Here is a 22,620-nt window from a genome sequence, read left to right on the forward strand (position 1 = left end):
TTTGCAGTATTCACCACCTTTAGCTGTTACCAGCCGCCCCTTGGCCCGTTGAAATGAGCCCGCTTGGGCTGTCACAGACGACATCGGTTCGCAAGCAAAACGCGCCCGACTGTTACCGGCCCCCTGACCCGTTGGCATAGTCCGACAGCGACATAATTGCGGTGCTCCCTCTTCCGCCTCAATATCGAATAAAGGAGCGGTGTAGGCGTAGATGATAACTTTGGTGAGCATTTTGGGGTGATAGCTGTCTTGTCCGCCACCGGACAACTACTGTCCGCATCAAGGCGCCGCTGGTAAGCCGCGTCGAAAATCTTGTCGTCCAGACGGTTGACCGCCTGTTGACGACACGAACAAGATAGCCGGAGGAAAATCATCTTCCAAGCTCTTTGGCAAACAAAGTTGAACCTATATATATTGAAGGTACAAAGAAACCGCTCTTTTCGTATACGGTTGCTCGTCACTTCCATTTGACCAACAAACGGTTTCTTTGGTTTTCCTAAGATAAATAAAGAAGGGGCGATCCCTAGGTCACTCAAGACCTTTTGGGACAGCCCCTGAAGCAAACGGATTACGGATAAAACGTGCTGGCCGGCGTCGTGGTCGGGCACCAGCGCGACGAGAACAGGAAGTCAATCAGCGCGTCCCTGGCTTCTTCCGTGCCGATATAGCGGAGCGCCTCGGCCGCATGGCCGCGCACATAGCGGTTCTCGTCTTCGAGCGCCGCGACCAGATGCGGAACGGCCGCGGACGCCTTGCTTCCGAGCCTGGCCAGCGACAGACCCGCCATGAAACGAACCTGCACGTCAGCGTCCTTCAGACAGCGAATCAGCCCTTCCGTTGCTTGGCCGGCCGGCTCGCCGATCATCCCGAGCGCCTCCACCGCCGTGCGGCGAACCGGTTCGGATGAGCCGTCGAGCAGCCGAATAATGGCGGGAACCGCCGCGGACGCCAGCTCGCGCAATTCCCCGAGGGCGAATACGGCGTGCATCACCGTATGCGGCGAAGGGCTGTCGAGCGCCGCGATCAGCCCCGGCACAGCCTCGGCTCCCGCAGCCGACAAGCCGTATGCGGCCGCGCGTGACACTTCGGCGCGCTCATGACCGAGCGCCGGCAGCAGCCGCTCGACGCCGTTCCGGCCATTGCGGGCCAACCCGTATGCGGCGTTCAGCCGTTCGGGCTCAAACGGATCTTGCAGCTTCGCTTCCAGTTCCGCCAGACGCTCGCTGCTGTCCGAGGCGAGCCCGGCCGTTCCGCCGATCTTGCCCTGCAGCCACAGCCACGTATCCTCCCATATCGCATCGTGGCGCACGATCGGCGCGGAGAAGGAAGCGGGCGCGATCCATTCCGGCGTCCGGTTGTCCCAGCTCGGCGCAACGGGCGCCGCGGTCCGCATAAATTCGAACTTCAACATGTAACGGTGCTGACCGAGCACGTTGGGCGTGGAGCGGTGCCATATATCGTAATGGATGAGCGCAAACGTTCCGGCTTCTCCGCTGGCTAGCGCCTCGCCCGGCGAGTCGTCCTTGTCGAACGTGCGCGATTCGTAGTTTTGCGTGCCGGGCATAATGCCGGTCGCCGAGCTCGGGCGGCGTGTCCTGCGGGAAATACATGATCATCGCCCACCACGGATGATGGTTGCGCACCCGGCTGTAGCCCCAGTAGCTGTCCTTGTGCCAGCCTCCGGCTTGGGGCGAGCTGTTGTAATGGCCGTGACGATGGGTGTGCAGCATATAATCGGGACCGAGAACGCTCGTAAGTCCGCCGCGGATGACCGGATGGTCGAACACCTTGCGCAGTCCCCGAATCCGGGGCAGCAAATTGTTGCCGGGGTTGCCTTCCTTCTCGTACACCTCGTTCAGTTCCTGCAGCAGTTCCTGGTGAAATTGCTTGGAAAAATCCGTTTTCAAAATGAGAAAGCCTTCGGTAATAAACTGGCGCATCTGATCGTCTGTCAACAATACGGGCGTCTGACCGTTCATGCGCGCTACCTCCTGTCGATCGAGATTTACTGCACCTTCATTGTAGAAATTGCCGTCCCGAAGTGAAATGGATATTTCTCATCAGGATTTATACAAAATTAAGTCTTTTCGGCAGGAGGCGCGAACCGCGAACCGGGGCGGCCGCCGCATGGCCCCACCAGCAAGCGCAGCTATGAAGCGGCAAGTCTGGTAGTCCCACCGACAGACGCAGCTATAAAGCCTCAAATCTGGCGGGCCACCGATAAGCGCAGCTATGGAGCGGCAAGTCTGGTAGCTCCACCGACAGACGCAGCTATGAAGCGCAAATCTCGCGGACCCACCAGCAAGCGCAGCTATGGAGCGGCAAGTCTGGTAGTCCCACCGACAGACGCAGCTATGAACCGGCAAGTCTGGTAGTCCCACCGACAGACGCAGCTATGAACCGGCAAGTATGACGGACCCACTGACAAACGCAGCTATAAAGCCGCAAATCTGGCGGACCCACCGACAAGCGCAGCTATGGAGCGGCAAGCTCTGCGGCCGGCGGTTCCGCCGGCAGGCGCACGATGACCTCGGTGCCGTGGCCTTTCCGGCTGTGAAACTCGATTTTGCCTTTCATGGCTTCAACGATCCGAATCGTCACAAGCAGGCCGAGTCCGGTGCCCTTCGCCTTGTTCGAAAAATACGGCTCTCCGAGCTTCGCCACCACTTCCTCGTCCATCCCTTCGCCGTTGTCGCGTATATGAATGACGACCTCTTGCCGGTCCTGGTAAGCCCACATGCGGATTTCTCCCTGGCCGTCGAACGCTTCGATGCTGTTTTTCAGCACGTTGACAAAAGCTTGCTTGAACTTCGAAGGATTTCCTTTCACATAGAGATGATCCGGCACGTCCACCGTAATTTCCCCGCCCCGCATATTGGCAAGGGGCACCAGCATCCCGGCAATTTGCGCCATTTCCTCCGAAACCCGAAGCGTCTGCACGCTTTCCAGTTGCGGCTTGGCGAAAGTCAAGTAATCGGTAATGATTTTGGAGGCGCGGTCGAGCTCGTCCATCGCCAGCAGCAAATAACTTTTATCCTGCTCCTTTTCGCTTTTTTGCTCAGCAGCTGCAAAAGCCCGGCGTCACCTGCAGCGGATTGCGCACCTCATGCGCGATGGACGCCGCAAGCTGGCTGATAATCTCCATTTTGTCCGACTGCTGCAGTTGATCGAAATAGACCTTCAGCTCGCGGGAATAACGTAGCAGTCGAATCTGGTCCTCCCGGATGCCCCTGCCCAAAATCGCAACGAGCGAAAACGCAAACCCGGCCGTCCCGATTTTCCATACGTACATCTCGTCATCGAAGTTCGCCGCATACCGGACCAGATCGATCGCAACGGCAACTGCCAGGATGCCGAGCCCCGCCGTCAAAATGACGGAATCCCTGCTGCCCCGCCGCGAACGCGCGATTGAACAAGCGGCCAGTATGGCAAACTGGACGATCGTCAGTCCGCCGAGCATGATGTCCGACAGAAAAAAACAGTAGTCGGAAAAGCGGTAAGAAGTCAGCTCATTCAGCAGCAGGCCGGCCGTACAGAACGCCATGAAGATGATTTGAAAAACGCGAAGCTTGCCGACAATCCGAAACGTCCCTTTGCCAAATATTCCTTCGACAAATATGGTGATGGCCGGCAGCAGCATATAGAGCGCAAGGTTGGACATGCGGACCATCCACTGTCCGTAATCGTGCCATATCGCGTACATGATCGGCGTGCAGGTCAGGATGAGAATGCCGGTCGATATCAAAATCACGAACAGCGACATCCAGGAGGCGAACCGGGATCTCCTTGCAAACAGGGCGACGAAAAAGACGGCGAGGCCCATAAACAGATAAGCGCCCCCCAGCACGATGTCGAACAAGTCCCGCTTCACGTAGCTGACCAGCATGCGCTGGTAATTGCCGACTACCGGAAAGTCCGGAATGCCCAGCTTGCCGGTTGCCGTTTCCAGGCGCAAATAAACGAGCCGTCCTTCCCCTTCGAGGCGCAAAGGGAGCAGCATTTCGTTCACGTCGTACCGATAATTCCGCCTCGTCTCGTATTCCATCCGCCCGTCGACATAAACGCTTACATTCTGCGCGTACAATCGGGATATGTAAAGCCCGCAAGTGCGGCTGCTGCAATCGTTTCGCCCGATATCCAGCTCGATCCATGCCACGGATGCGCCAGCCGGTTTGGAGAACGGCATCGGACGGCCGGCGTCCGCGGTTTTCCAATCCGCTGCGGCGCTGTCCGGGAGCGTACCCGCGTTACCGCTAACATCGTATACCCACATATAACGAAATGCACGCAAGGAGCGTTCATTCTGCGACTCGGCTTTCGCCAGACCCGAATACGGAAGCAGCAGGCCCAGCAGCAGCAACACGGCGATTCCGGATACAGTTTTCATTCGAGCACCTCGAACCATCATGGTGTAATCGTGAATAAGGACCTCGACTCGTTTTCACATGAAAAACAGTTCCGAATTCCTATATAATTTTTAAGACCTTCGGCCCTATATTCGACAAAACCGTCAAACTTCCTTCAAACTTTTCCGATTATATTTGAAACGCAACTTTGCGGCGGTTTGTCCGTCTAAGTATAATAGAATCGTTTTTGCAGTTCGTTCCCTTTCCAAAGGCGAGGTGAACGTTAAACGAATATGAATACCCGAATAGAGCACGCGGAAACGCTCGGCAGATATGAGAGAGCGTCACGAAAAAGTCGAACCGGTCTTTCCTCGTTTTTCTCATCGCATGGCTTCTTCTTATCGGATCCGGCGCTTACGGCGCCTTGAAGTATACCGAACATCTGCGCGCGGTGACGGTGGCGGAGCTGGAACGGCAAACGGCCGCGCAAATCACCAAGATGCAGGACGATTACGACGCCCGAATCCGGCAGCTGCAAGCGAAGGTCGATGACAAGCTCGTTCAGCTTGAAGACAAGATCAATGCCCTGAACGAGCTTCTGACCTTTACGAAAGACAATGCGACGAACAAGACGGACAACAGCAACAAGCTCTATACCGAAATCAACGAAGTCAAAAAACAATTGAATGAACTGCAAAAAATCTGGAAGTGTTGAAATGAGGCTCGCAGTTAAATCGCTCAACCGCTTTGTGCTCCTCGCTTGCGCGCCTTTCATCGGCGCCATGCTCTGGATCGCCTCCGCGGACATCCGCTTCACGCTCTCGGCCGACGCCTATCCGGCGCCGCCGGACCTGCCGCCTTTCATGGCGGCCGGGCAGGCGGACCGCATCGCCTCGAAACTCGAGCAGGCTTATGAAATCGCCCGCCAGACGGCGGCTTCGATGCAAAAAACGGTCGAGCTGTACAACAAGACGAACGCCGAAGTGAGACAAGTGGTGAGGGTCTCCGCCGGCCTGGCCGGCAAGCCTGCGGCCATTTACGACCGGCGCATTACCCGCAAGCTCGGCACGCCGGTGCAGACGGTGCAGTCGGACAAGATTACCGCGCAGCTGTTTTATCTCAAGACGCATCATTTCCAAAGCTATGCGCTGAAGGTCAAGCTGAAATCTCCCGAAGCGATGACGATGGTGCTCGGCGAAGATCGGTTCGGCGGCGCGGAAACGACGTTGTCGGCGGCCCAAAGATACAATGCCGTTGCCGGCGTCAATGCCGGCGGCTTCGCCGACCGCAAGGGCGTGCGCTATCCGCTCGGCACGACGATTGTAGACGGCGAGTATGCGAACGGTTTTCATCCGTCGGAGAAAGATTTGTTTGTCGTCGGCATGAACGAAGAGATGCAACTGGTCGGCGGCAAGTTTTTCCGCAAGGAGCAGCTGGACAAGCTCAACCTTCGCTTCGGCGCTTCGTTCGTGCCTATGCTGATGAAGAACGGCTCGGCGCTGGCGATTCCGCCGAAATGGCAGACGAGCCCGAAGCGCGCGCCGCGCACCGTCATCGCCAATTACAAGGACGGCCAGCTGCTGTTCCTCGTTGCGGACGGCTACAGCGAGGACGGCCGCTCGGGGGCTACGCTCAGGGAGATGCAAATTTTGCTGAAACGGTTCGGAGCGGTCGACGCCTATAATCTGGACGGCGGCGGCTCCTCCTCGCTCGTATTCAACGGCCGGGTCGTCAACCGGCCCTCCGACGGCCAGCTGCGCAAGCTGCCGACGCATTTTCTGTTTTTCGCTTGACATGCCGGAAGGCGGCCCGATGTGGGCCGCTGTTTTTTTGCGATAAAAGGCGTTCCGCGCGTACAATTATGATCAAAAAATTCAATTTATAAATTTTTGTCTCAAAAAAAGATTCAAAAAGTTGCAGGGAAGAGGTATAATCAGGGTCAAGAACATACCGTAAGGAGGGCTTTCCTTGACCGAGACGCTTGGACGCTTGACGTATCCCGAAATTACCGGCCAGCCGGAAGCGCTGGCCGCCGCGCTGCAGCAGTGCGCCGTACAATCCGATTGGATCGACCGTTATTTGGCCTCTTCCGATTACGACGAAATCATTTTTATCGGCTCCGGTTCCTCTTATTACCAATCGATGACAATGGCGGCGACCGCCAGGCTGTGGCTGAACCGTCCGGCAACCGCGCTGCCTTCTTCCGAAATTTATCTGTTCCGCCGCCAGAACGCGGTGGAAGGCCGCCGTTATTTGCTCGTCGGCGTATCCCGCTCCGGAGAATCGACCGAGGTGCTGCTCGCGCTCGAATCGGTGAAAGATTTGGCCGGTTGGACGCGGTGCGGCATTACGTGCCACGAGGACAGCTCGATGGCCCGGATGGTGCCATGCCTCGTATCGCCGCTCGGCAAGGAACGAAGCACGGTCATGACGAAATCGTTCAGCAGCATGACCTATATGATGCAAGCCGCCATCGCCAAAGCGGCCGCATTGGCCGATATGGAGCAAGAGCTTGCGGCGACGGCGAAGGCGAGCCGGGACAATGTGGAGCGCGCCGATCGTTTCGCGCAGCGGCTTGCCGGCCAGGGACCGTTCAGCCGCTACCTGTTCCTCGGCATGGGCGCCTATTACGGGTTGTCCCAGGAAGCGATGCTGAAGGTGAAAGAGATGGCTGTCGTCTGGTCGGAAAGCTTCGGCACGCTCGAATTCCGCCACGGTCCGAAATCGGTCGTGGAGCCCGGAGCGCTCGTCTGCGTGCTCGTCTCCGAGAGCGCCCGGTCCTACGAGTTGAAAGTCGCCGAAGAGATGAAACAATACGGCGCGACCGTCGTCTTGCTGACGGCCCGCGAAGGTGCGGACACCGCGTTCGCAGACGCCGTTTTCGTGACGGGCTGCCCCGATTCGACCGATGAAGCGCGGGCGGTGCTGAACCTGCCGCCGCTGCAATATTTGGGGTACTATACCGCGCTGTCGAAAGGCATCGATCCGGATTCGCCGCGCAACCTGACCCAAGTCGTCAAAATTTGACCGAAAATCGTCTTGCCCCTATTTCGGAATTGGAGGTGGCCACCCTGAGCCGTTATATCGGATTGGATGTAGGCGGTACGAACATCGTCGGCGGCCTGCTGAACGAACGGTGCGAGCCGATCCGCACGACCCGCTGCGCGACGGAGGCGGACCGGGGTCCCGCGCATGTGCTGAACCGGATTGAAACGGTAATCAACGAAATGCGCGCCGCCGCGGGATCGCACCGGGTGGAAGCGGTCGGCATCGGCATTCCCGGTTTTGTCGATCCCGAGGCGGGCTTGTCGGTGTTCGCGGGCAACCTCGGATGGCATAACGTCCCGCTCGGCGCGGAAATGGCGCGCCGCACCGGTCTTCCCGTCTTTATCGACAACGATGTCCGCATGTATATTTACGGCGAAGCGATGCGCGGAGCGGGCGAAGGCTTCGGACATGTGCTCGGCGTGACGGTCGGGACCGGGCTCGCCGCGGCCGTCGTGAACGAAGGCCGGCTTTATTACGGCGGCGCGCAGATGGCCGGCGAGCTGGGCCACATCCCGCTGCCGGGCATCGATTACGCCTGCCCGTGCGGACTGACCGGCTGCGCCGAACGGATCGTCTCGGCCACCGGCATCGCCCGCCAGGCGGCGGATGCGCTGCAGGCGGGCGAAAGCAGCATATTGAGCGAACGATTCAGCCCGGAGAACGGCGCGAAGCCGACCGCGGCCGATGTCGCCGCAGCCTACGACGCCGGAGACGCGCTGGCAATCCGGATCTTCGAACGGACCGGCGATTATCTCGGCCTGGCGCTTGCCTACGCGGTCACGCTGTTCAGCCCCGACATCGTCATCGTCGGCGGCGGCGTCGCCCAGGCGGGAGAGCGGCTGCTCGCTCCGGCGCGAAGACGGCTACAGCAATCCGTCTACCGCGGGTATTGGGAGCGTCTGACGATCCGCACCGCCTTCCTGGGCGAACATGCGGGACTGATCGGCAGCGCTCTGATGGCAAGCAAGCAGCTCATGAAATCGCAACAATCGGGAGGAATGTAACGATGCCTTTGGTTTCATCGACAGCGATGCTGAACGAGGCAAGGCGCAACGGATATGCCGTCGTCGCTTTTAACGTGCATACGTTGGAAATGCTGCAAGCCGTTGCGGAGGCGGCGGAGGAAACCGAATCACCCCTTATTATCCAGACGACGGTCGGCACGGTCAAACATCTCGGGCCGGAATACGTTGCTGCGGCGGCCACCGTAGCCGCCGACCGCAGCCGCGTGCCGATCGCCCTCCACCTCGACCACTGCACCGACTTCTCGCTGATCGTTCGCTGCATCCGAGCCGGCTATACGTCCGTCATGATCGACGCCTCGATGCATCCGTTCGAAGAGAACGTCCGCCAAACCGCAAAGGTGACGGAAATCGCCCATGCCGCGGGCGTCAATGTGGAAGCGGAGCTCGGCAAAGTCGGCGGCGTCGAAGACGATATCGTCGTCGCCGAACATGAGGCGCTGCTCGCCGATCCCGACGAATGCGCCCTCTTCCTGGAGCGCACCGGCGTCGACACGCTGGCGCCGGCCATCGGCACGGCGCACGGCATATACAAGGGTGAACCGCGCATCGATTTCGAACGTATCGCCAAAATCGCCGAGCGGGTGCCGGTGCCGCTCGTGCTGCACGGCGGATCGGGCATTCCGGAAGAGCAGGTGAAGCGCTGCGTCAGCCTCGGCATGGCCAAAATGAATGTCGCTACCGAACTGCGCATTCTGTTCTCCGACGCCATCAAGCGCGTATTCGCGGAGCATCCGGAGGAGAACGATCCGCGCAAATATATGGTCCCGGCCAAGCAGGCGCTGAAGCAGGCGGCGGCCGCCAAGATGCGCCTGACCGGCGCGGCGGGCCGGGCCCGCGATTTTCGGTGATCGGCGATGATTACGACCGTAACGCTTAACGCCGCGATCGACAAGACGTACGCCCTCGACGCGCTGCGAACCGGCCGCGTGCAGCGCGTTCGCCGTGTTACGGCCGTCCCCGGCGGAAAAGGGATCAATGCGGCGCGCGTCATCTGCCAGCTCGGCGGAGACGTCGTGGCGGCCGGCGTCGTGGGCGGCTACAACGGCCAATTTATCGCGGCAAGCCTGACCGCGCAAGGAATTCCGCACGAATTGATGACGATCGAAGGCGAGTCGCGCATTTGCCTCAATGTGCTGGACGACGACGGACGATCGACAGAACTGCTCGAGCCGGGGCCGGTCTTCCCGATGGAACGGTTCGGCGAGCTTGTGTCGCTCATCGGGCGGCTCGCCGGACGCTCGCGCATCGTCGTGTTCTCCGGCAGCCTGCCGGCCGGCCTCCCGGCCGATACGTACGCCCGTCTGACCGAAGCGGCGCGGCAGGCCGGAGCGGCCGTATTCCTGGATACCAGCGGCGCCGCTCTCGCCGAAGGACTGCGGGCGAAGCCCGACTGGATCAAGCCGAACGCCGAAGAATGGGAACAATTGTACGGCGAGGGGCCGCTGAAAGACGAGGAAGCGCTCGTCGCATCGCTGCTGCGCGGAGCGGAGCGCTTCGGCGTCCGCATCGTCGTCACGCTCGGCGCGGACGGAGCGCTCGCCGCCGTCTGCGGCGAGCTGTACCGCATCCGCCCTCCGCGCATCGACGCGGTCAATCCGGTAGGCAGCGGCGATGCGTTCACCGCGGGGCTTGCGCTCGCGAGCGCACGGGGGATGCGGCTCGTGGACGGACTGCGGCTGGCGACGGCGGCCGCTGCCGCGAACGCGCTTTCCCCTTCCGCCGGCCACGTTCGCCGCGAGGATGTGGAACGGCTGCTGCCGCTCGCCGCGATCGAGCGGCTCGCCTGAAGAAGCTGGAACGAATCTCAGATCAGGGGGTAATGGGCATATGACCATTGCATTGGAAACGCGCGTGATCAGTTCGCTCGAGAAAGTTTTTCCCGATGAAGAGCTGGCGGCATCCCCTTTCCGCCAAGCGTCCGCTTTTCGCAACGAAACATTCTCGTTCCAGGTCGCTTACCGCAGCGGCCTTTTGCTGAAGAGAATGAAGGTCGAAGCCGCCGCGGCACTTCAGGCGCCCATATCGCTGCGCGCGGTTGGCCTCGTCCCGTCGGAGATGCCCGTATATCCCGACCACGACGACAATGTCGTGCGTGCGAAACCGGGACTTTACCCGGACCCGCTGCTGCCGCCCGAGCCGAAGGAAGGCTGGATTGCTCCTCCGGGCCAATGGCGCTCCGTCTGGGTGACGGTCGAGCTTGACGGACGCGACGAACCGGGCGAGTATCCGATCGAAATCCGCTTCATCGCCGAGAACGGAACGACGGCCGCCGCCGAGACGTTCACGCTCGACGTGCTGCCCGCATGGCTGCCGGAACAGCGGCTGCTGCATACGGAATGGTTTCATACGGACTGCATCGCCACCTATTACGGCGTCGACGTCTTTTCGGAGCGGCATTGGTCGCTGATCGAGTCGTTCATGAAGACGGCGGCCGGCCACGGCATCAATACGATCTACACCCCGCTGTTCACCCCTCCGCTCGATACGGATGTCGGAGGCGAGCGGCCGACGGTGCAGCTCGTGGACGTATGGCGCGAGAACGGGCGGTACCGTTTCGGGTTCGACAAGCTGAACCGGTGGCTCGATCTTGCGGAGCGAATCGGTTTTAAGGTCATTGAGTTTTCGCATCTGTATACCCAATGGGGAGCCCGTCATGCGCCGAAAATTGTGGCCGTGGAGAATGGCGAGGAGAAGCGGATATTCGGATGGGAGACCGACGCGGCCGGTCCGGAATATCGCGCATTTCTGGAAGCGTTTTGTCCGAGCTGCTGCCGCTCGTCCGGGAGCGCGGGCTTCAGGAGCGCTGTCTGTTCCATCTGTCGGACGAACCGTCAGGTGTGCATCTCGAAATGTACAGAAGCGTCAGCGAATGGACGAAGGAGCGGCTTGGCGGCCTGCCGACGATGGACGCGTTGTCGGACCGGAGCTTCTACGACAACGGACTCGTTCAGCATCCGGTGCCGGCGAACAATCATATCGAGCCGTTCCTGGAAGCCGGCGTGCCCGACCTGTGGACCTACTACTGCTGCTCGCAGTACAAGGACGTGTCCAACCGCTTCTTCTCGATGCCGTCGGCGCGGAACCGGATTCTCGGCTTCCAGCTGTACAAATTCCGCATCGCCGGGTTTTTGCATTGGGGCTATAATTTCTATTATTCGCAATATTCCCGTTTTCCGATCGACCCGTTCCGTGTCACCGACGCCTATTACGCGTTCCCTTCCGGCGACGCCTTCCTCGTCTACCCGGGACCGGAAGGGCCGATCGAATCGATTCGCCTCGAGGTGCTGTACGAGGCGCTTCAGGACTTGCGCGCGCTGGAAGCGCTGGAGGCCGCCGTCGGACGCGGCGAGACGCTGCGTCTGCTCGAGGAAGGGCTGGACGAGCCGATTACGTTCAGCCGCTATCCGCGTGATGCGGCCTGGCTGCTCGCGAAACGGGAGCAAATCAACCGCGCGGCGGCCGAAGCGGCGCAGCGCGCTTAGCCGTGCCGGCACCGGCCGACGCGGTGCCGGCACGGTATAAAGGAAAGCCCCGGGGGCACTCGCCTTCGGGGCTTTCCTCTGCCCCGCGGCCAATTGCGCACCTGAGGGGCTTTATTCCCTCGCTCCACACTCGCTCCGCAGCCAATTGTACACCTGCAGGGTCCTAGACATTTGGGGGCGGGACCAAGCGGGGCATCTTCGGCGGTCTTGACGAGAAAGAGGCTGGTTTGCTCGTCGATCTGGCGATGGAATGTTTACGCCGATGGGCAGTCTGAAGTCATCCTTGGCAAAACGTTACAAGGAAAAAGGCACCGAGCAATTATCGCGACGAAGGTAAGAGGACGTACGGGGCCCGGCCCGAATGAACTCGGTTTATCGCGTGCGCTCCACCAAATGCAAAAAAACACGCTACAGTTAGCGTGTTGCCCCGTAATAATTCGGATGATTACGGGGTATTTTTTTGGGATTTTTTTGTTACGAAAAGCCAAACGCCGGCGTCAAGCATCTAATTGATGTGAAAAAATCAGGAATATGGAAAGGATTGGGGATCAATGAACCGAAAAAGATGATCATGTATGTTCTGCTGTCCATGCTTGCATTGTCAATGGGCGGCCTGTCGGCGTCGGCTGCGGCAACTGCCGGAAAAACGGCAGCCGTGGACAAAGCCATTGAAAGCATCATGAAGACGAAATTCGTTCCCGTCTATTACGAAAGAAAAACGATCGGCAAAATGAAATCCGTTTCTCAAGAAAAAGCAGATCCGCAAAAGAAAACAGACCCGCAAACGGAAGAAACCGTCGTGAAAACATGGGATAACACAGCGAAAGGCCAGTATCGGGAAGAAGCAAAAAGTGCCGGAAAAACCTACTATGTGGTCAGCGATGGAAAAAAACCATTCACTATACCGCAGGCGAAAAACAAGCCATTGCCTATCCTTCTCCGGTAAAATCGAGTCCGATCGACGCCAAACACGTGATCAGGAATATGCAGGTTACGACAGATCTTACGCTGGTCGGAGAAGAGAATATGTTATCAAGAACCGTTTATCATTTCAAAGGTGAAGGCAAGACAGTCAAGATAAAATCAGCTGGCGGCGGGACACGCACCGTTACTTATCCCGATATGGAAATTTGGGTGGACAAAAAAACGGGACTTTTACTAAAGCAAAAACATCAGGATCAATATTATGATTGGGAAACAACCGTTACCAAGATCGATTTCCCCTCCAATTTTCCGACCAACACTTTTAAACTGTCGCTGCCTAAAAGGGTAAAGGTTGTAGATGCCGAAGATTAGGAAAAAAATGATGTTTATTCTTCATACAGCGATGGATCGCAGCCACAGGTTCAGGTGATGCAGATGAAAGAAGACAATCGGGCGACAGAAACGCCCATGAGCGACGAGGAACTGATCAGAAGAGCGCAAAAAGGCGATTACGAAAGCTATCAGGCGGTTGTTCTGAAGCTCAAGGACAAAGCTTATCATATTGCATTTTCCTATTTGCAGAACGAATCCAACAGCATGGATGCCGTCAGCGATGCGGTGGTCAAGGCCATGCTGCATTTGAAGAAATTGAAAGAACCGAAGTTTTTCTCCACCTGGTTCATTCGGATTGTGATCAACGAGTGCAAGATCCAACTCCGGAAACAGAAGAACGCGATCAAGAACGCGAATTCATTGTACCATACGGCCTTGCCGGTTTCCTTCCATGATGAGGTCATGGATCTGGAGCATACGCTCGCACGATTGCCCGCCATGGAAAGGCTGCTCGTAAAAATGAAATATTACTTGGGGTACTCGTTTGAGGAAATCGCCGAGGCGACGGAACTGCCGCTCGGTACGGTGAAGTCGAAAGTATATGCCACATTGCGTCACTTGCGCGTCAAGTTGGAGGTGAAATAGGATGACGGATCAAAATAATCGTATGGAAAATGAGGAACTGGATTCATATTTCCAAAAATGATAAACAGGGGTGACACCCAATTAACCGGCGCCCGCCGGAATTGGAAGCCCGGATTCGATCGGCGATTCTGGCCGCTGCCAATCGTCAGCGAAAAAAAGAATATGGTTGATAAGGGCTGCAGTTTCCGCGGCCTCCGTGATTATAATCTTGTCCGTCTTCCTGTTATCACCGACGCTGTCTTCCTACGCCAGGCAGTGGTTGAGTGCAAAGGTACCCGAGGAATGGAAACGTTTGTTTGTCGAACACCGTGGCATCGAAGGCGCAACATCGCATGACTATCGCCCGATTCCTTCTGTAACCGTCGAGAAAGATGGCATATCCATCACGTTGGAAAATATTTATCTCGAGGAAGAGAAGCTGCAATTTTATGCATCCGTATCGGGTGCAGAAGAGCAAAAAAAGCATTCCTGTTCGTATCCGGAAATTTCAAGAAGGCGGGCATGCGCCAAAACATCACCACCATCAAAGACGAGCAGGGGAATCCGTTACAAGTCATGCAAGTTGTACAACGTTTGAATGCAAAGGAAGTGCGGGATTTTCTGCGGACAAATCCGGATACTTTGACCTTCGAGGTGTTTCAGTCACCGTCGTCCGTGAACGAACGGCAACAACACTTCACGGATATCGTCGTACCGTTCCATGCCTCCTCGTTTTTGGAATCAAAACGGATACGATTGGATAAGGAAGTGGCGATGGAAAAGCGAAGATCAGGCTGGAGCAGCTCACGGTGTCGCCCACGGAGATGAAGCTCGAGTTTCAGAAACTCGTTCCGGAGGGTTTTGAGGTTGATATTCAGCATCCGGGTTCAGAGGATAATCCGTATATTCTTGGCAGCGACGGAGAAATTTATTCTTCAAACGATCTGAGCCTGAAAAACGACCTCACATTCCATCCGTCGGCCTTTTTCAAGCCCGGGGAAGAGATCACGCTGCATCTGGAGAAAGTGTGGATCACGGATGTCAATGACTCGCTGGAATTTGACATTTCCCTGAATAATCCGGAAAGCTTCCCCGTAACCTTGCAGTTCCGGGACAGGACGATATCCGTCATCGGGGCGCGATATGAAAGCGGCCATCTTTATTTGGATGTGGAAATCGCCGGTTCCGCGGAGGAGCCCCCGCCTTGGAAAATGGAATACGAGCGGTACCAGGAAAAAGTGAACAGTGATCCCGAATTGCTTCAACTTTATCAGAAGAAATATAAAGTGTATTCGGGGCAGGCGTATGGACGGGCTCTTCCGAAAATCAACGCGGAAGGCGGACAGGTTCCGGGGGTGCATCAAGTCATGATGATGGCTCCGGAACAAGAGAAATATACGCTTCGCGTCTACCGTTTCGAGGATCCGGTTGCCATAAATCAAAACATTGTGATCAAAGTCCCTGAAGAACCGTGACATGCGGGCACACAGCCATGCGCGGCGCGATAAAAGAGACCGTCCGGACGGACGGTCTTTTTATCATTCGCATTTGGTGGAGCCAAGGGGGAGCGAACCCCTGACCTCCACGCTGCCAGCGATGCGCTCTGCCACCCCACTGGCCCATCCCGCGGCCCGGCAAGCCGCGAATGCCTCGAATCATGTCGACATTGCCAAGCTGCTAACAAAACTAAAGTAAAAATATCTAAATTTTATAACAAATGATCATTAGCTCAAAAACGGTTCGGTCTCTAAACTAGAAAGTGTAAACAACGAAAAGGAGGCTGACCTATGAAGCTGGCTTTAATCGGGGGCGCCGGCGTCAGAACCCCAAGCATGATCGACAGCCTGGTCCGGAGGCATCACGAAATTCCGATCCGGGAGTTGGTCATTCACGACATCGACCCTCATAAAATCGACACGATCGGCGCTATCGTGAAACACCTGGTCCGGCAGCACGGATCCCCTTTCCGGGTCGAAACGACAACCGATATTGCGAAAGCGGTCGAAGGTGCGGATTTCATCTACACGGCGATTCGGGTCGGCGGCGAGGAAAGCCGGGCGATCGACGAAAGAGTCGCGCTGCGCCACGGCGTTCTGGGTCAAGAGACGACCGGTCCCGGCGGGTTCTCGATGGCGCTGCGCACGATTCCGGTCATGCTGGAGTATTCCCGCATCATCGAACGGGAATCGCCGAACGCCTGGGTCGTCAACTTTACGAACCCGGCCGGACTGATCACCGAAGCGCTGAGCAAGCATACCCGGCTCAACCTGATCGGCATATGCGACGCCCCTTCCGCGCTCAAGCTCGACATTGCCAAATTTTTGAACGAGCCGGCCGACGATATCCATTTGCATTATTTCGGATTGAATCATCTCGGATGGGTGAACCGCGTTACGGTGCGCGGGATCGACCGTCTGCCGTATATTATCGATCACTACGACCGGTTCGCCCGCTCGTGTCCGCACATGGCCTGCTTCTCTCCCGAACTGATCAGGCAACTGCGGATGCTGCCGAACGAATATTTGTACTACTACTATTACCGCGAACAGGCGGTCAATCATATTTTGAGCAGCCCGCATACGCGGGGAGAGCAGATCGCGGAATGGAACCGGAACCTGCTCGTGCAATTGAAGGAGAAGCTGCAGGAAGGCGACATCGAAGCCGCCATCGCGTTGTACGCCGATACGATGCAGAAACGGCAAAACAGCTATATGTCCGCCGAAACCGGGAAAGCCGGAAATGCCGGCAGCATGCAGCATAAACCGCTGGATACCTCGCAAGCTTCATTGGAGAATGAAGGATACGCCGGACTGGCGCTGTCCATCATGTCGGCGATCTGCAACAACAAGAAAACTTGTCTTATTCTCAATGTGCCGAACCGGGGGACGATCGCGGACTTGCGCGACGACGATGTCGTGGAGGTGCCCTGCATGCTGGACGCCAACGGCCCGGTGCCGCTTGCCGCAGGAGCTCTCCCCGATAGCGTGAAAGGCTTGATCCAGAGCGTAAAACAGTATGAAAGGTACACGGTTTCCGCCGCCGTAACGGTTCGTACGAGGATGCGGTATGGGCGCTGACGGTCCACCCGCTTGTCGCTTCCTACTCGCTTGCCCAAAAATCGTGGACGATTATGTGCAGCGGCATCAACCGTACTTGTCGAAGTTCGGGAAAAAGGAGTATCGCATGTCTAACTATAAACAAGATGTCATCTTCATCGGTTCGTCCTGCTGCGACATTATTTTTACCGGTCTTCCTTCCATGCCGAAGCTTGGCGAAGAAATTTGGGCCAAGCAATTGGAAGTGACGGTCGGGGGAATGATGAATTCCGCGGCCGCGGCTTCCCGCTTGGGGCTCAACGTCGGTCTTGCCGCCGAAATAGGCGACGATCTGTGGGGAGATATTATCGTTTCCAAAATGAAAGAAGAGGGCATCGATCTCCGGTATGTCCACAGGTATGACGAGCCCTACCCGCAAATTACCGTCGTCCTGAACAATCGGGAGGACCGGGCTTTTGTATCCTATGCCGACGACCGTCATCTCTCAAGACATCTGCGTCATCTTCACCAAGTCGTCAGCAGTTCGGAAGCGAGGCTGTACCATTTTCCGCCCGGAAGGAATATGCGGAACTGATTGCGACGGCCAAACGGCTGAACAAAACGGTCAGTCTCGATACGTCCTGGGATGAGGAATGGCTGCAATCCGCGGAATTGAAAGCGATGATCGGCCTTGCCGATATTTTCATGCCCAACCTGAAAGAAGCGCAGCGGATTACCGGCAAGCACGATCCGGAGGAAGCGCTGGCGGAGCTTGCGGCGCTGTGTCCCGTTACCGTCATCAAGCTCGGCGAGCGCGGAGCGATCGGCCAATCCGACGGCAAACGGTATGCGGCGGAAGCGCCGCAAGCGGACGTCGTCGATTCCACCGGAGCCGGCGACTGCTTCGCGGCCGGTTTTCTGTACGGCTGGCTGCAGGGCCGGCATATGGCAGATTGCTTGCGGATCGCCAACTACTGCGGCAGCAAAAGCGTGGAAGCGGTGGGAGGCTATACCGGCGCTCCGTCGCGGGAGCAACTGTTGAAAGCGTTAAACGGCTTGTGATGGATGCGAAAGATCATTTATTCATTGCAAGTAAATTCAAGAAAACAAGTAAAGGGGGATTACCATGAAAGTGAACATGAAAGTGAAATCGAAAAAAAGATCATTGTTGCTGCTCGCTGTCGTATGTGCTGTATCGCTCGTTCTGCAAGGCTGCGTCTCCGGTGAATCGTCAGGCAGGAGCGAGACGGGCGGCGGCGAAGCGGCGGGTAGACCCGTCGAGCTTGTCTTCTCCACGCACTGGGTCGGAGAAGACGGCAAAGCGGGCGTCGTCCAGAAAATCGTCGACGATTTCAATGCGCAGCATGAAGGAAAAGCGAAAGTCAGGATCGACTCCATACCCGACGACGACATTTATCAAGACAAAATGAAAACGAATTTGGCGACCGACAGTCTTCCGGATATTTTCACGTTCTACTATAACCCTGTCGAATCGCAGCGTTACTACAGCTCGGGCAAGCTGCTCGATCTGAAGCCGTACATGAACGACAGCTGGGCGCAAAACATGAACGAAGACGTACTCTCCATCGGCCGGTTCGACGATCAATTGTTGGCGATTCCGCTCGACCAGATGATTACCCCGATTTTTTACAATAAATCGCTGTTCGAAGCGGCGGGAATCGATACGTTTCCGCAAACCTGGGACGACATGATCGAAGCGGCGGAAGCGCTTAAACAAAACGGCGTATATGCTTTTGCGATGGGTACGGGCGAAAACGCATGGTCGGCGATGCTCTTGTACTCCTATATCGTGTCCAGCATCGGAGGTCCGGACGTGATGAGAAACGGGCTGGACGACCCGGCCTACGTGCAGGCAGCGGAACTTCTCCGGCAATTGTTCGCCTATGCCCCGAAAGACGCCATCGGCGCGACCTATCAGCAGTACGCCAGCCACTATCTGAATGAGAAAGCGGCCATGATCGTGAACGGACCGTGGATGATATCAGAATTCATGGAAAAAGGCGGCGAAGCTTTGGCGGCCAAAATGGGCGTCGGCACTTCACCCGCAGCGCAGAACGGCAAAGGGAAGCAGGGCGCGCTCATCTCGGGCGTCGGCTGGACGATGGCCGCCAAGAAGCAGGAGGACGAGAAACGGGCGGAATACGCCGCCAAGTTTATCGAATTTTTCACCCATCCGGGCAACGCCAAGCAAATCTTTTTGGAAAGCGGCGAAATTTTCGAATCGACCAATTACAGTATCGAGGATGGCGATCCGATCGATCCGATTTCCCAAGAGATTTTGAAGAAACTTAACGAGGCTCCGCAAACGTTCGATTATTTCGAGGGGATGACCAGCTCCGCGGTCAAAATCGAATTTCCGGCCGCACTTTCCGGTCTCGTGCTGGGCGAATACACCCCGGAACAGTTTGTGGACATGCTGAAGAAGGCAAACTCGGAATGACAATCGAGGGATGAAGAGATGAAAAATCATCACCGGTTGGGCGTTGCGCTGTTTTTAATTCCCGCCATGGCCGTCTTCGCCGTGTATTTTATATACCCGGTCGGCTTTCTGGTTTATACCAGCGTTATGAAATGGGATTCGATCACGCCGATGGAATTTGTCGGATTGGATAATTACCGCAGACTGCTCGGGGACGGCGTCTTTCACAAATCGCTCTTGAATACGCTTGCATGGGGCGCCGCCGCCGTTTTTCTGCATATCCCGATGGCGATCGTCGTTGCGATGATTCTGTCGCGCAAAATCGCGGGCTGGAAATTTTTCAGAACGGTCTTTTTCATTCCCAATCTGATTTCAACGCTGGCGCTCGCGATGCTGTGGCAATTTATCTACAACGGCGAATTCGGATTGCTGAACGAGCTGCTCCGTTCGGTCGGACTCGGCGCCTGGCAGCGCAATTGGCTCGGCGAGATGCACACCGCTTTTCCCGCGCTCATCGGCCAATGGATTTTTTACATCGGCTTTTTTATGGTCATCTTCATGTCTTTTATCTCGACCATCGATCCGGCGCTCTACGAATCGGCCCAAATCGACGGGGCGACCGGCTTGAAGCAGGAATGGCACATTACGCTTCCATTGCTGAAACCCGCCGTCTCCATTGCCGTATTGCTTGCGCTGACCGACACGCTCAAAAATTTCGAGGCGCCCTTCCTGTTAACGAACGGCGGCCCCGTCAATCAGACGATGGTTCTTTCTTTACACATCTACAACAAAATGAACGCGTATCAATACGGCTACGCCAATACGCTGGCCGTCATGCTGATCGCCATAGGAGCGGTGATGGTGTTGCTCGTACGCCTCCTGTTCCGCGAAAAAGATGTTTAAAGGAGGTGCTGTCATGAAGTGGAGCAGACCTGTCGCGAAGCTTCCCGTCTATGCCGTTATCGCGTTCTTCTTCTGTGTCACGATACTGCCGATTCTGTGGATCGTCGTCGGTTCGTTCAAGAGCAGCGCCGAATTGATGAGCTCGCCCTTCTCGCTTCCGGAGCGGTGGCATTGGGCCAACTACGAGAAAGCCTACGTTACCGGGCAGCTTGGGCAGCTGTTTGTCAACTCGGTCTTCGTAAGCTTGCTGTCCGTGGCGGTCTGCCTATGGTTTGCCACGATGGCCGCTTATGCCGTCAGCCGGGGCGGAAAATGGGCTTCGGCGGTGTACGTCGTCATGACCGCGGGAATTTTTCTTCCCATCAATTCGCTGATGGTCCCGTACTATCTGATCGCCTCCCATTTCGAGCTGCTCAATACGAGATGGGCGCTGATTACGACCTACACCGCCATGGGACTGCCGCTCACGCTGCTGCTTGTATACGGTTTTGTCCGGTCCGTGCCGAAGGAAATAATGGAATCGGCCCATATGGACGGCGCCGGGTTTTATTACACCTACGGGCGCATCCTGATTCCGCTCATCCGTCCTGGCATGGCCACTGCCGCGATCTTCCAGTTTCTGCTGTGCTGGAACGAATTTTTGTACGCCCTGCTGCTGACGAGCGATCAGAAGGTCCGGACGCTGCAAGTCGGCATCAGCATGTTCAAATCGCAGTTCAACGCCGATTTTGCTGCCATGTTTGCAGCCATCGTGGTCAGCGTCATTCCGATCATCATCATCTTTCTTTTATTGCAAAAGCAGGTGATCCAGGGCTTGACAAGCGGAGCGTTGAAAGGCTGACATCGTGTAAGGAGTGTACGATCGATGAAGAAATTGCCGGAATCGCTGCAAACGTTTCGAAGCTTCCAGGATTTTCAGATTTTCATCAACCGCAACGAGGGCGAATGGCGGATGCCGTTCGAATGGCACGAGCCGTTGGAAATTTTTTATGTCATATCGGGCCGGGGCAAATATTATATCGAAAATAAAGTGTACCTGTTCGAGCCCGGCGATCTGTTCATCATCGGCAACCATGAATTGCATAAAAGCCAGCTGCTGAATCAGGAACCGTTCGAAGCTTTGATCATCATGTTCGACCCCGCGCTCGCCAACATCGTCCAGCTGAACGACGGGCTCGATCCGCTTGCGCTGTTTTACGAACGAACCGAAGCTTTCTCGCATCAATGGAAGGTGGACCCGTCCATCCGACCGAAGCTGCAGTGGTGCTTTGACCTGATGATGGAGGAATACGGGCGCAAGGAGGGCTATTCGCTGCGGACGATCGGCTCCCTGCTGCAATGGCTGCTGCTCGAGCTGAAGAAGGGGTACGGCCGGAACAGGCGGTACAATCAAATCGAGAGCTGGAACGGCATCCATTTGAAGCCCGTTGTCCAGCATGCGATGGAGTACATTAACAAATGCTATTGCGAAAATATAAATTTGTCCAAGCTGTCGTCGGAGCTTAGGGTCAATCCATCCTATTTAAGCCGGGAGTTCAAGCACAATACCGGATTTTCGGTCATCGAGTTCATCTCCTTCAAACGGATCTGGCATGCCAAGGAAATGCTGCTGTATACGGACAAACCGGTAACGCAAATCGCGTACCAGGTCGGCTTCAACAATGTCACCCATTTTCACTGGATGTTCAAAAAATGATCGGCGTCAGTCCGAACCGGTACCGCAAATTGCCGAAAATTTTTTATAACTTGAAAAAATACTGACAGCCAAGCCCCCGGCCGATCCGTCCCGACGAATCTTCCGGGGGCTTCCGCCGCCACCTTCCCGTCCTGCCAGCGCGGCTCATAACCGGCCGATTTCGAGGGCGGGGCCGGGATACTCCCCATCCGATACGATTCCGTCGATCCGGGGCGCGGCTTCCGCCTTGGCGATGGCCGCGACAGGCACCAGATTGATCGCGGCGGTCTGCCTGCTCTATCCGCCGCCGCTCGTCGTACGGACGGTTCTCCTTCGCCTCTGGTCACCGTAATGACGCCCGTGCGGATGCCTTCGTACTCGTGCCATTGGCCGAATGTGGACAGGTTGCCCGCCTCGTCGTCCGGATGGGCGCCGATGAACAGCACGCCGAGGTCAGCGGGCAGCCTTGCCGTCGCGGCGGCCGCGGCGCCGCCGAATCCGGGCCATGCGACGACGACGGCCAGCCACAATAGCAGCGCGCTTGCAGGCATTTTTTCGTTTTCCAGTCATGAATCCAACTCCTTTCTTCGTGGAAAGCAGGTTTGAATCTGACTTGACTATACTTGTTGGGCGAAATTGCCGCCGGCCCGCCGCGCACAAAAACGCCCGGGCACGGCGCCCGGCGGCAATGGTTACTGCGCGTATCGATTTTCTTCAAACTCGATCCCCGTATCCCGCAAGGCGCCGCGTTCCGCGTCCTGTATGCGGGTCAGCCATTCCTCGGG

The 22,620-nt window shown here is 56.8% G+C and carries 23 protein-coding genes and 2 pseudogenes; 20 read left to right on the top strand and 5 right to left on the bottom strand.

The window, feature by feature from the left end:
• Positions 1–186: 186 nt before the first annotated feature.
• A pseudogene (locus tag PACILC2_RS29710) lies at positions 187–393 on the bottom strand (hypothetical protein); the annotation flags it as partial.
• A 175-nt stretch (positions 394–568) separates the two neighbouring features.
• Complete coding sequence (locus tag PACILC2_RS02025; protein WP_244863166.1) at positions 569–1,564, bottom strand: HEAT repeat domain-containing protein; 996 nt, start codon at positions 1,562–1,564, stop codon at positions 569–571.
• Positions 1,565–1,703: 139 nt separating this feature from the next.
• Here PACILC2_RS02025 and PACILC2_RS26190 point away from each other — a divergent pair, with 139 nt between their 5' ends.
• On the top strand, positions 1,704–2,045 hold the full coding sequence (locus tag PACILC2_RS26190; protein WP_244863167.1) for a hypothetical protein: 342 nt from the start codon (positions 1,704–1,706) through the stop codon (positions 2,043–2,045).
• A gap of 430 nt (positions 2,046–2,475) precedes the next feature.
• Here the strand turns inward: PACILC2_RS26190 and PACILC2_RS02030 are convergent, their stop codons facing one another.
• Both PACILC2_RS02030 and PACILC2_RS02035 read right to left on the bottom strand, forming a co-directional pair.
• On the bottom strand, positions 2,476–3,024 hold the full coding sequence (locus PACILC2_RS02030) for an ATP-binding protein (RefSeq protein WP_213527129.1): 549 nt from the start codon (positions 3,022–3,024) through the stop codon (positions 2,476–2,478).
• Between the two features lie 34 nt (positions 3,025–3,058).
• Positions 3,059–4,387, bottom strand: coding sequence for a 7TM diverse intracellular signaling domain-containing protein (locus PACILC2_RS02035; RefSeq protein ID WP_213527131.1), 1,329 nt, complete (start codon positions 4,385–4,387; stop codon positions 3,059–3,061).
• Positions 4,388–4,770: 383 nt separating this feature from the next.
• Between PACILC2_RS02035 and PACILC2_RS02040 the strand changes: the two genes are divergently transcribed.
• The 19 genes and pseudogenes from PACILC2_RS02040 to PACILC2_RS02135 all read left to right on the top strand — a co-directional run bounded on the left by PACILC2_RS02040 (position 4,771) and on the right by PACILC2_RS02135 (position 21,856).
• Positions 4,771–5,061 carry a hypothetical protein gene (locus PACILC2_RS02040; RefSeq protein WP_244863168.1) on the top strand — a complete coding sequence of 97 codons (291 nt, stop codon included), beginning with the start codon at positions 4,771–4,773 and terminating at the stop codon, positions 5,059–5,061.
• A gap of 1 nt (position 5,062) precedes the next feature.
• The gene (locus PACILC2_RS02045; RefSeq protein WP_213527133.1) at positions 5,063–6,139 is read left to right on the top strand and encodes a phosphodiester glycosidase family protein; all 1,077 of its coding nucleotides are present in this window, start codon (positions 5,063–5,065) and stop codon (positions 6,137–6,139) included.
• 175 nt (positions 6,140–6,314) lie between these two features.
• The gene (locus PACILC2_RS02050) at positions 6,315–7,373 is read left to right on the top strand and encodes an SIS domain-containing protein (RefSeq protein WP_213527135.1); all 1,059 of its coding nucleotides are present in this window, start codon (positions 6,315–6,317) and stop codon (positions 7,371–7,373) included.
• Positions 7,370–8,398 (top strand): ROK family protein, encoded by a 1,029-nt coding sequence (locus tag PACILC2_RS02055; RefSeq protein ID WP_307860296.1) that lies wholly within the window; start codon positions 7,370–7,372, stop codon positions 8,396–8,398. The genes PACILC2_RS02050 and PACILC2_RS02055 overlap by 4 nt, the downstream gene beginning before the upstream one ends.
• A 2-nt stretch (positions 8,399–8,400) precedes the next feature.
• The gene (gene fba, locus PACILC2_RS02060) at positions 8,401–9,267 is read left to right on the top strand and encodes a class II fructose-1,6-bisphosphate aldolase (protein ID WP_062491007.1); all 867 of its coding nucleotides are present in this window, start codon (positions 8,401–8,403) and stop codon (positions 9,265–9,267) included.
• 6 nt (positions 9,268–9,273) lie between these two features.
• Positions 9,274–10,206: a 1-phosphofructokinase family hexose kinase gene (locus tag PACILC2_RS02065; protein ID WP_213527138.1), complete on the top strand. Its 933-nt coding sequence runs from the start codon at positions 9,274–9,276 to the stop codon at positions 10,204–10,206.
• Between the two features lie 268 nt (positions 10,207–10,474).
• Positions 10,475–11,901: pseudogene (locus tag PACILC2_RS29110) on the top strand (DUF4091 domain-containing protein).
• A gap of 460 nt (positions 11,902–12,361) precedes the next feature.
• Positions 12,362–12,847 (top strand): hypothetical protein, encoded by a 486-nt coding sequence (locus PACILC2_RS02075; RefSeq protein WP_213527140.1) that lies wholly within the window; start codon positions 12,362–12,364, stop codon positions 12,845–12,847.
• A 38-nt stretch (positions 12,848–12,885) separates the two neighbouring features.
• Complete coding sequence (locus PACILC2_RS02080; protein WP_213527142.1) at positions 12,886–13,197, top strand: hypothetical protein; 312 nt, start codon at positions 12,886–12,888, stop codon at positions 13,195–13,197.
• Positions 13,198–13,260: 63 nt separating this feature from the next.
• Positions 13,261–13,803 carry an RNA polymerase sigma factor gene (locus tag PACILC2_RS02085; RefSeq protein ID WP_213527144.1) on the top strand — a complete coding sequence of 181 codons (543 nt, stop codon included), beginning with the start codon at positions 13,261–13,263 and terminating at the stop codon, positions 13,801–13,803.
• Between the two features lie 501 nt (positions 13,804–14,304).
• Complete coding sequence (locus PACILC2_RS02095; RefSeq protein ID WP_213527166.1) at positions 14,305–14,610, top strand: hypothetical protein; 306 nt, start codon at positions 14,305–14,307, stop codon at positions 14,608–14,610.
• Positions 14,592–15,257 (top strand): hypothetical protein, encoded by a 666-nt coding sequence (locus PACILC2_RS02100; RefSeq protein WP_213527148.1) that lies wholly within the window; start codon positions 14,592–14,594, stop codon positions 15,255–15,257. The genes PACILC2_RS02095 and PACILC2_RS02100 overlap by 19 nt, the downstream gene beginning before the upstream one ends.
• Positions 15,258–15,569: 312 nt before the next feature.
• Entirely contained in the window at positions 15,570–16,859 is a 1,290-nt protein-coding gene (locus PACILC2_RS02105) for a family 4 glycosyl hydrolase (protein WP_213527150.1), read from the top strand.
• 106 nt (positions 16,860–16,965) lie between these two features.
• A complete protein-coding gene (locus PACILC2_RS27760) occupies positions 16,966–17,412 on the top strand; it encodes a carbohydrate kinase family protein (protein ID WP_213527152.1) in 447 nt (148 codons plus the stop codon).
• Positions 17,413–17,429: 17 nt separating this feature from the next.
• A complete protein-coding gene (locus PACILC2_RS27765) occupies positions 17,430–17,879 on the top strand; it encodes a carbohydrate kinase family protein (RefSeq protein WP_372447020.1) in 450 nt (149 codons plus the stop codon).
• Positions 17,880–17,943: 64 nt separating this feature from the next.
• Entirely contained in the window at positions 17,944–19,278 is a 1,335-nt protein-coding gene (locus PACILC2_RS02120; protein WP_213527154.1) for an ABC transporter substrate-binding protein, read from the top strand.
• 18 nt (positions 19,279–19,296) lie between these two features.
• Positions 19,297–20,160 (top strand): carbohydrate ABC transporter permease, encoded by an 864-nt coding sequence (locus PACILC2_RS02125; RefSeq protein ID WP_213527156.1) that lies wholly within the window; start codon positions 19,297–19,299, stop codon positions 20,158–20,160.
• A 13-nt stretch (positions 20,161–20,173) separates the two neighbouring features.
• Positions 20,174–21,001 carry a carbohydrate ABC transporter permease gene (locus tag PACILC2_RS02130; protein WP_062490991.1) on the top strand — a complete coding sequence of 276 codons (828 nt, stop codon included), beginning with the start codon at positions 20,174–20,176 and terminating at the stop codon, positions 20,999–21,001.
• Positions 21,002–21,025: 24 nt separating this feature from the next.
• Positions 21,026–21,856: an AraC family transcriptional regulator gene (locus PACILC2_RS02135; RefSeq protein ID WP_213527158.1), complete on the top strand. Its 831-nt coding sequence runs from the start codon at positions 21,026–21,028 to the stop codon at positions 21,854–21,856.
• Here the strand turns inward: PACILC2_RS02135 and PACILC2_RS02140 are convergent.
• Entirely contained in the window at positions 21,835–22,386 is a 552-nt protein-coding gene (locus PACILC2_RS02140; RefSeq protein ID WP_213527160.1) for a hypothetical protein, read from the bottom strand. The genes PACILC2_RS02135 and PACILC2_RS02140 overlap by 22 nt on opposite strands.
• Between the last annotated feature and the right edge of the window lie 234 nt (positions 22,387–22,620).

Source organism: Paenibacillus cisolokensis, assembly GCF_018403665.1.
Taxonomy (GTDB): domain Bacteria; phylum Bacillota; class Bacilli; order Paenibacillales; family Paenibacillaceae; genus Paenibacillus_AH; species Paenibacillus_AH cisolokensis.

Bases quoted from the DNA above. Each gene is read 5' to 3' on its own strand.
- PACILC2_RS02025 (WP_244863166.1), bottom strand. From the start codon at position 1,564: ATGCCCGGCACGCAAAACTACGAATCGCGCACGTTCGACAAGGACGAC.
- PACILC2_RS26190 (WP_244863167.1), top strand. From the start codon at position 1,704: ATGGCCGTGACGATGGGTGTGCAGCATATAATCGGGACCGAGAACGCT.
- PACILC2_RS02035 (WP_213527131.1), bottom strand. From the start codon at position 4,387: ATGAAAACTGTATCCGGAATCGCCGTGTTGCTGCTGCTGGGCCTGCTG.
- PACILC2_RS02045 (WP_213527133.1), top strand. From the start codon at position 5,063: ATGAGGCTCGCAGTTAAATCGCTCAACCGCTTTGTGCTCCTCGCTTGC.
- fba (WP_062491007.1), top strand. From the start codon at position 8,401: ATGCCTTTGGTTTCATCGACAGCGATGCTGAACGAGGCAAGGCGCAAC.
- PACILC2_RS02065 (WP_213527138.1), top strand. From the start codon at position 9,274: ATGATTACGACCGTAACGCTTAACGCCGCGATCGACAAGACGTACGCC.
- PACILC2_RS02080 (WP_213527142.1), top strand. From the start codon at position 12,886: ATGCAGGTTACGACAGATCTTACGCTGGTCGGAGAAGAGAATATGTTA.
- PACILC2_RS02085 (WP_213527144.1), top strand. From the start codon at position 13,261: ATGAAAGAAGACAATCGGGCGACAGAAACGCCCATGAGCGACGAGGAA.
- PACILC2_RS02095 (WP_213527166.1), top strand. From the start codon at position 14,305: ATGCGCCAAAACATCACCACCATCAAAGACGAGCAGGGGAATCCGTTA.
- PACILC2_RS02105 (WP_213527150.1), top strand. From the start codon at position 15,570: ATGAAGCTGGCTTTAATCGGGGGCGCCGGCGTCAGAACCCCAAGCATG.
- PACILC2_RS27760 (WP_213527152.1), top strand. From the start codon at position 16,966: ATGTCTAACTATAAACAAGATGTCATCTTCATCGGTTCGTCCTGCTGC.
- PACILC2_RS02120 (WP_213527154.1), top strand. From the start codon at position 17,944: ATGAAAGTGAACATGAAAGTGAAATCGAAAAAAAGATCATTGTTGCTG.
- PACILC2_RS02125 (WP_213527156.1), top strand. From the start codon at position 19,297: ATGAAAAATCATCACCGGTTGGGCGTTGCGCTGTTTTTAATTCCCGCC.
- PACILC2_RS02130 (WP_062490991.1), top strand. From the start codon at position 20,174: ATGAAGTGGAGCAGACCTGTCGCGAAGCTTCCCGTCTATGCCGTTATC.
- PACILC2_RS02135 (WP_213527158.1), top strand. From the start codon at position 21,026: ATGAAGAAATTGCCGGAATCGCTGCAAACGTTTCGAAGCTTCCAGGAT.
- PACILC2_RS02140 (WP_213527160.1), bottom strand. From the start codon at position 22,386: ATGCCTGCAAGCGCGCTGCTATTGTGGCTGGCCGTCGTCGTCGCATGG.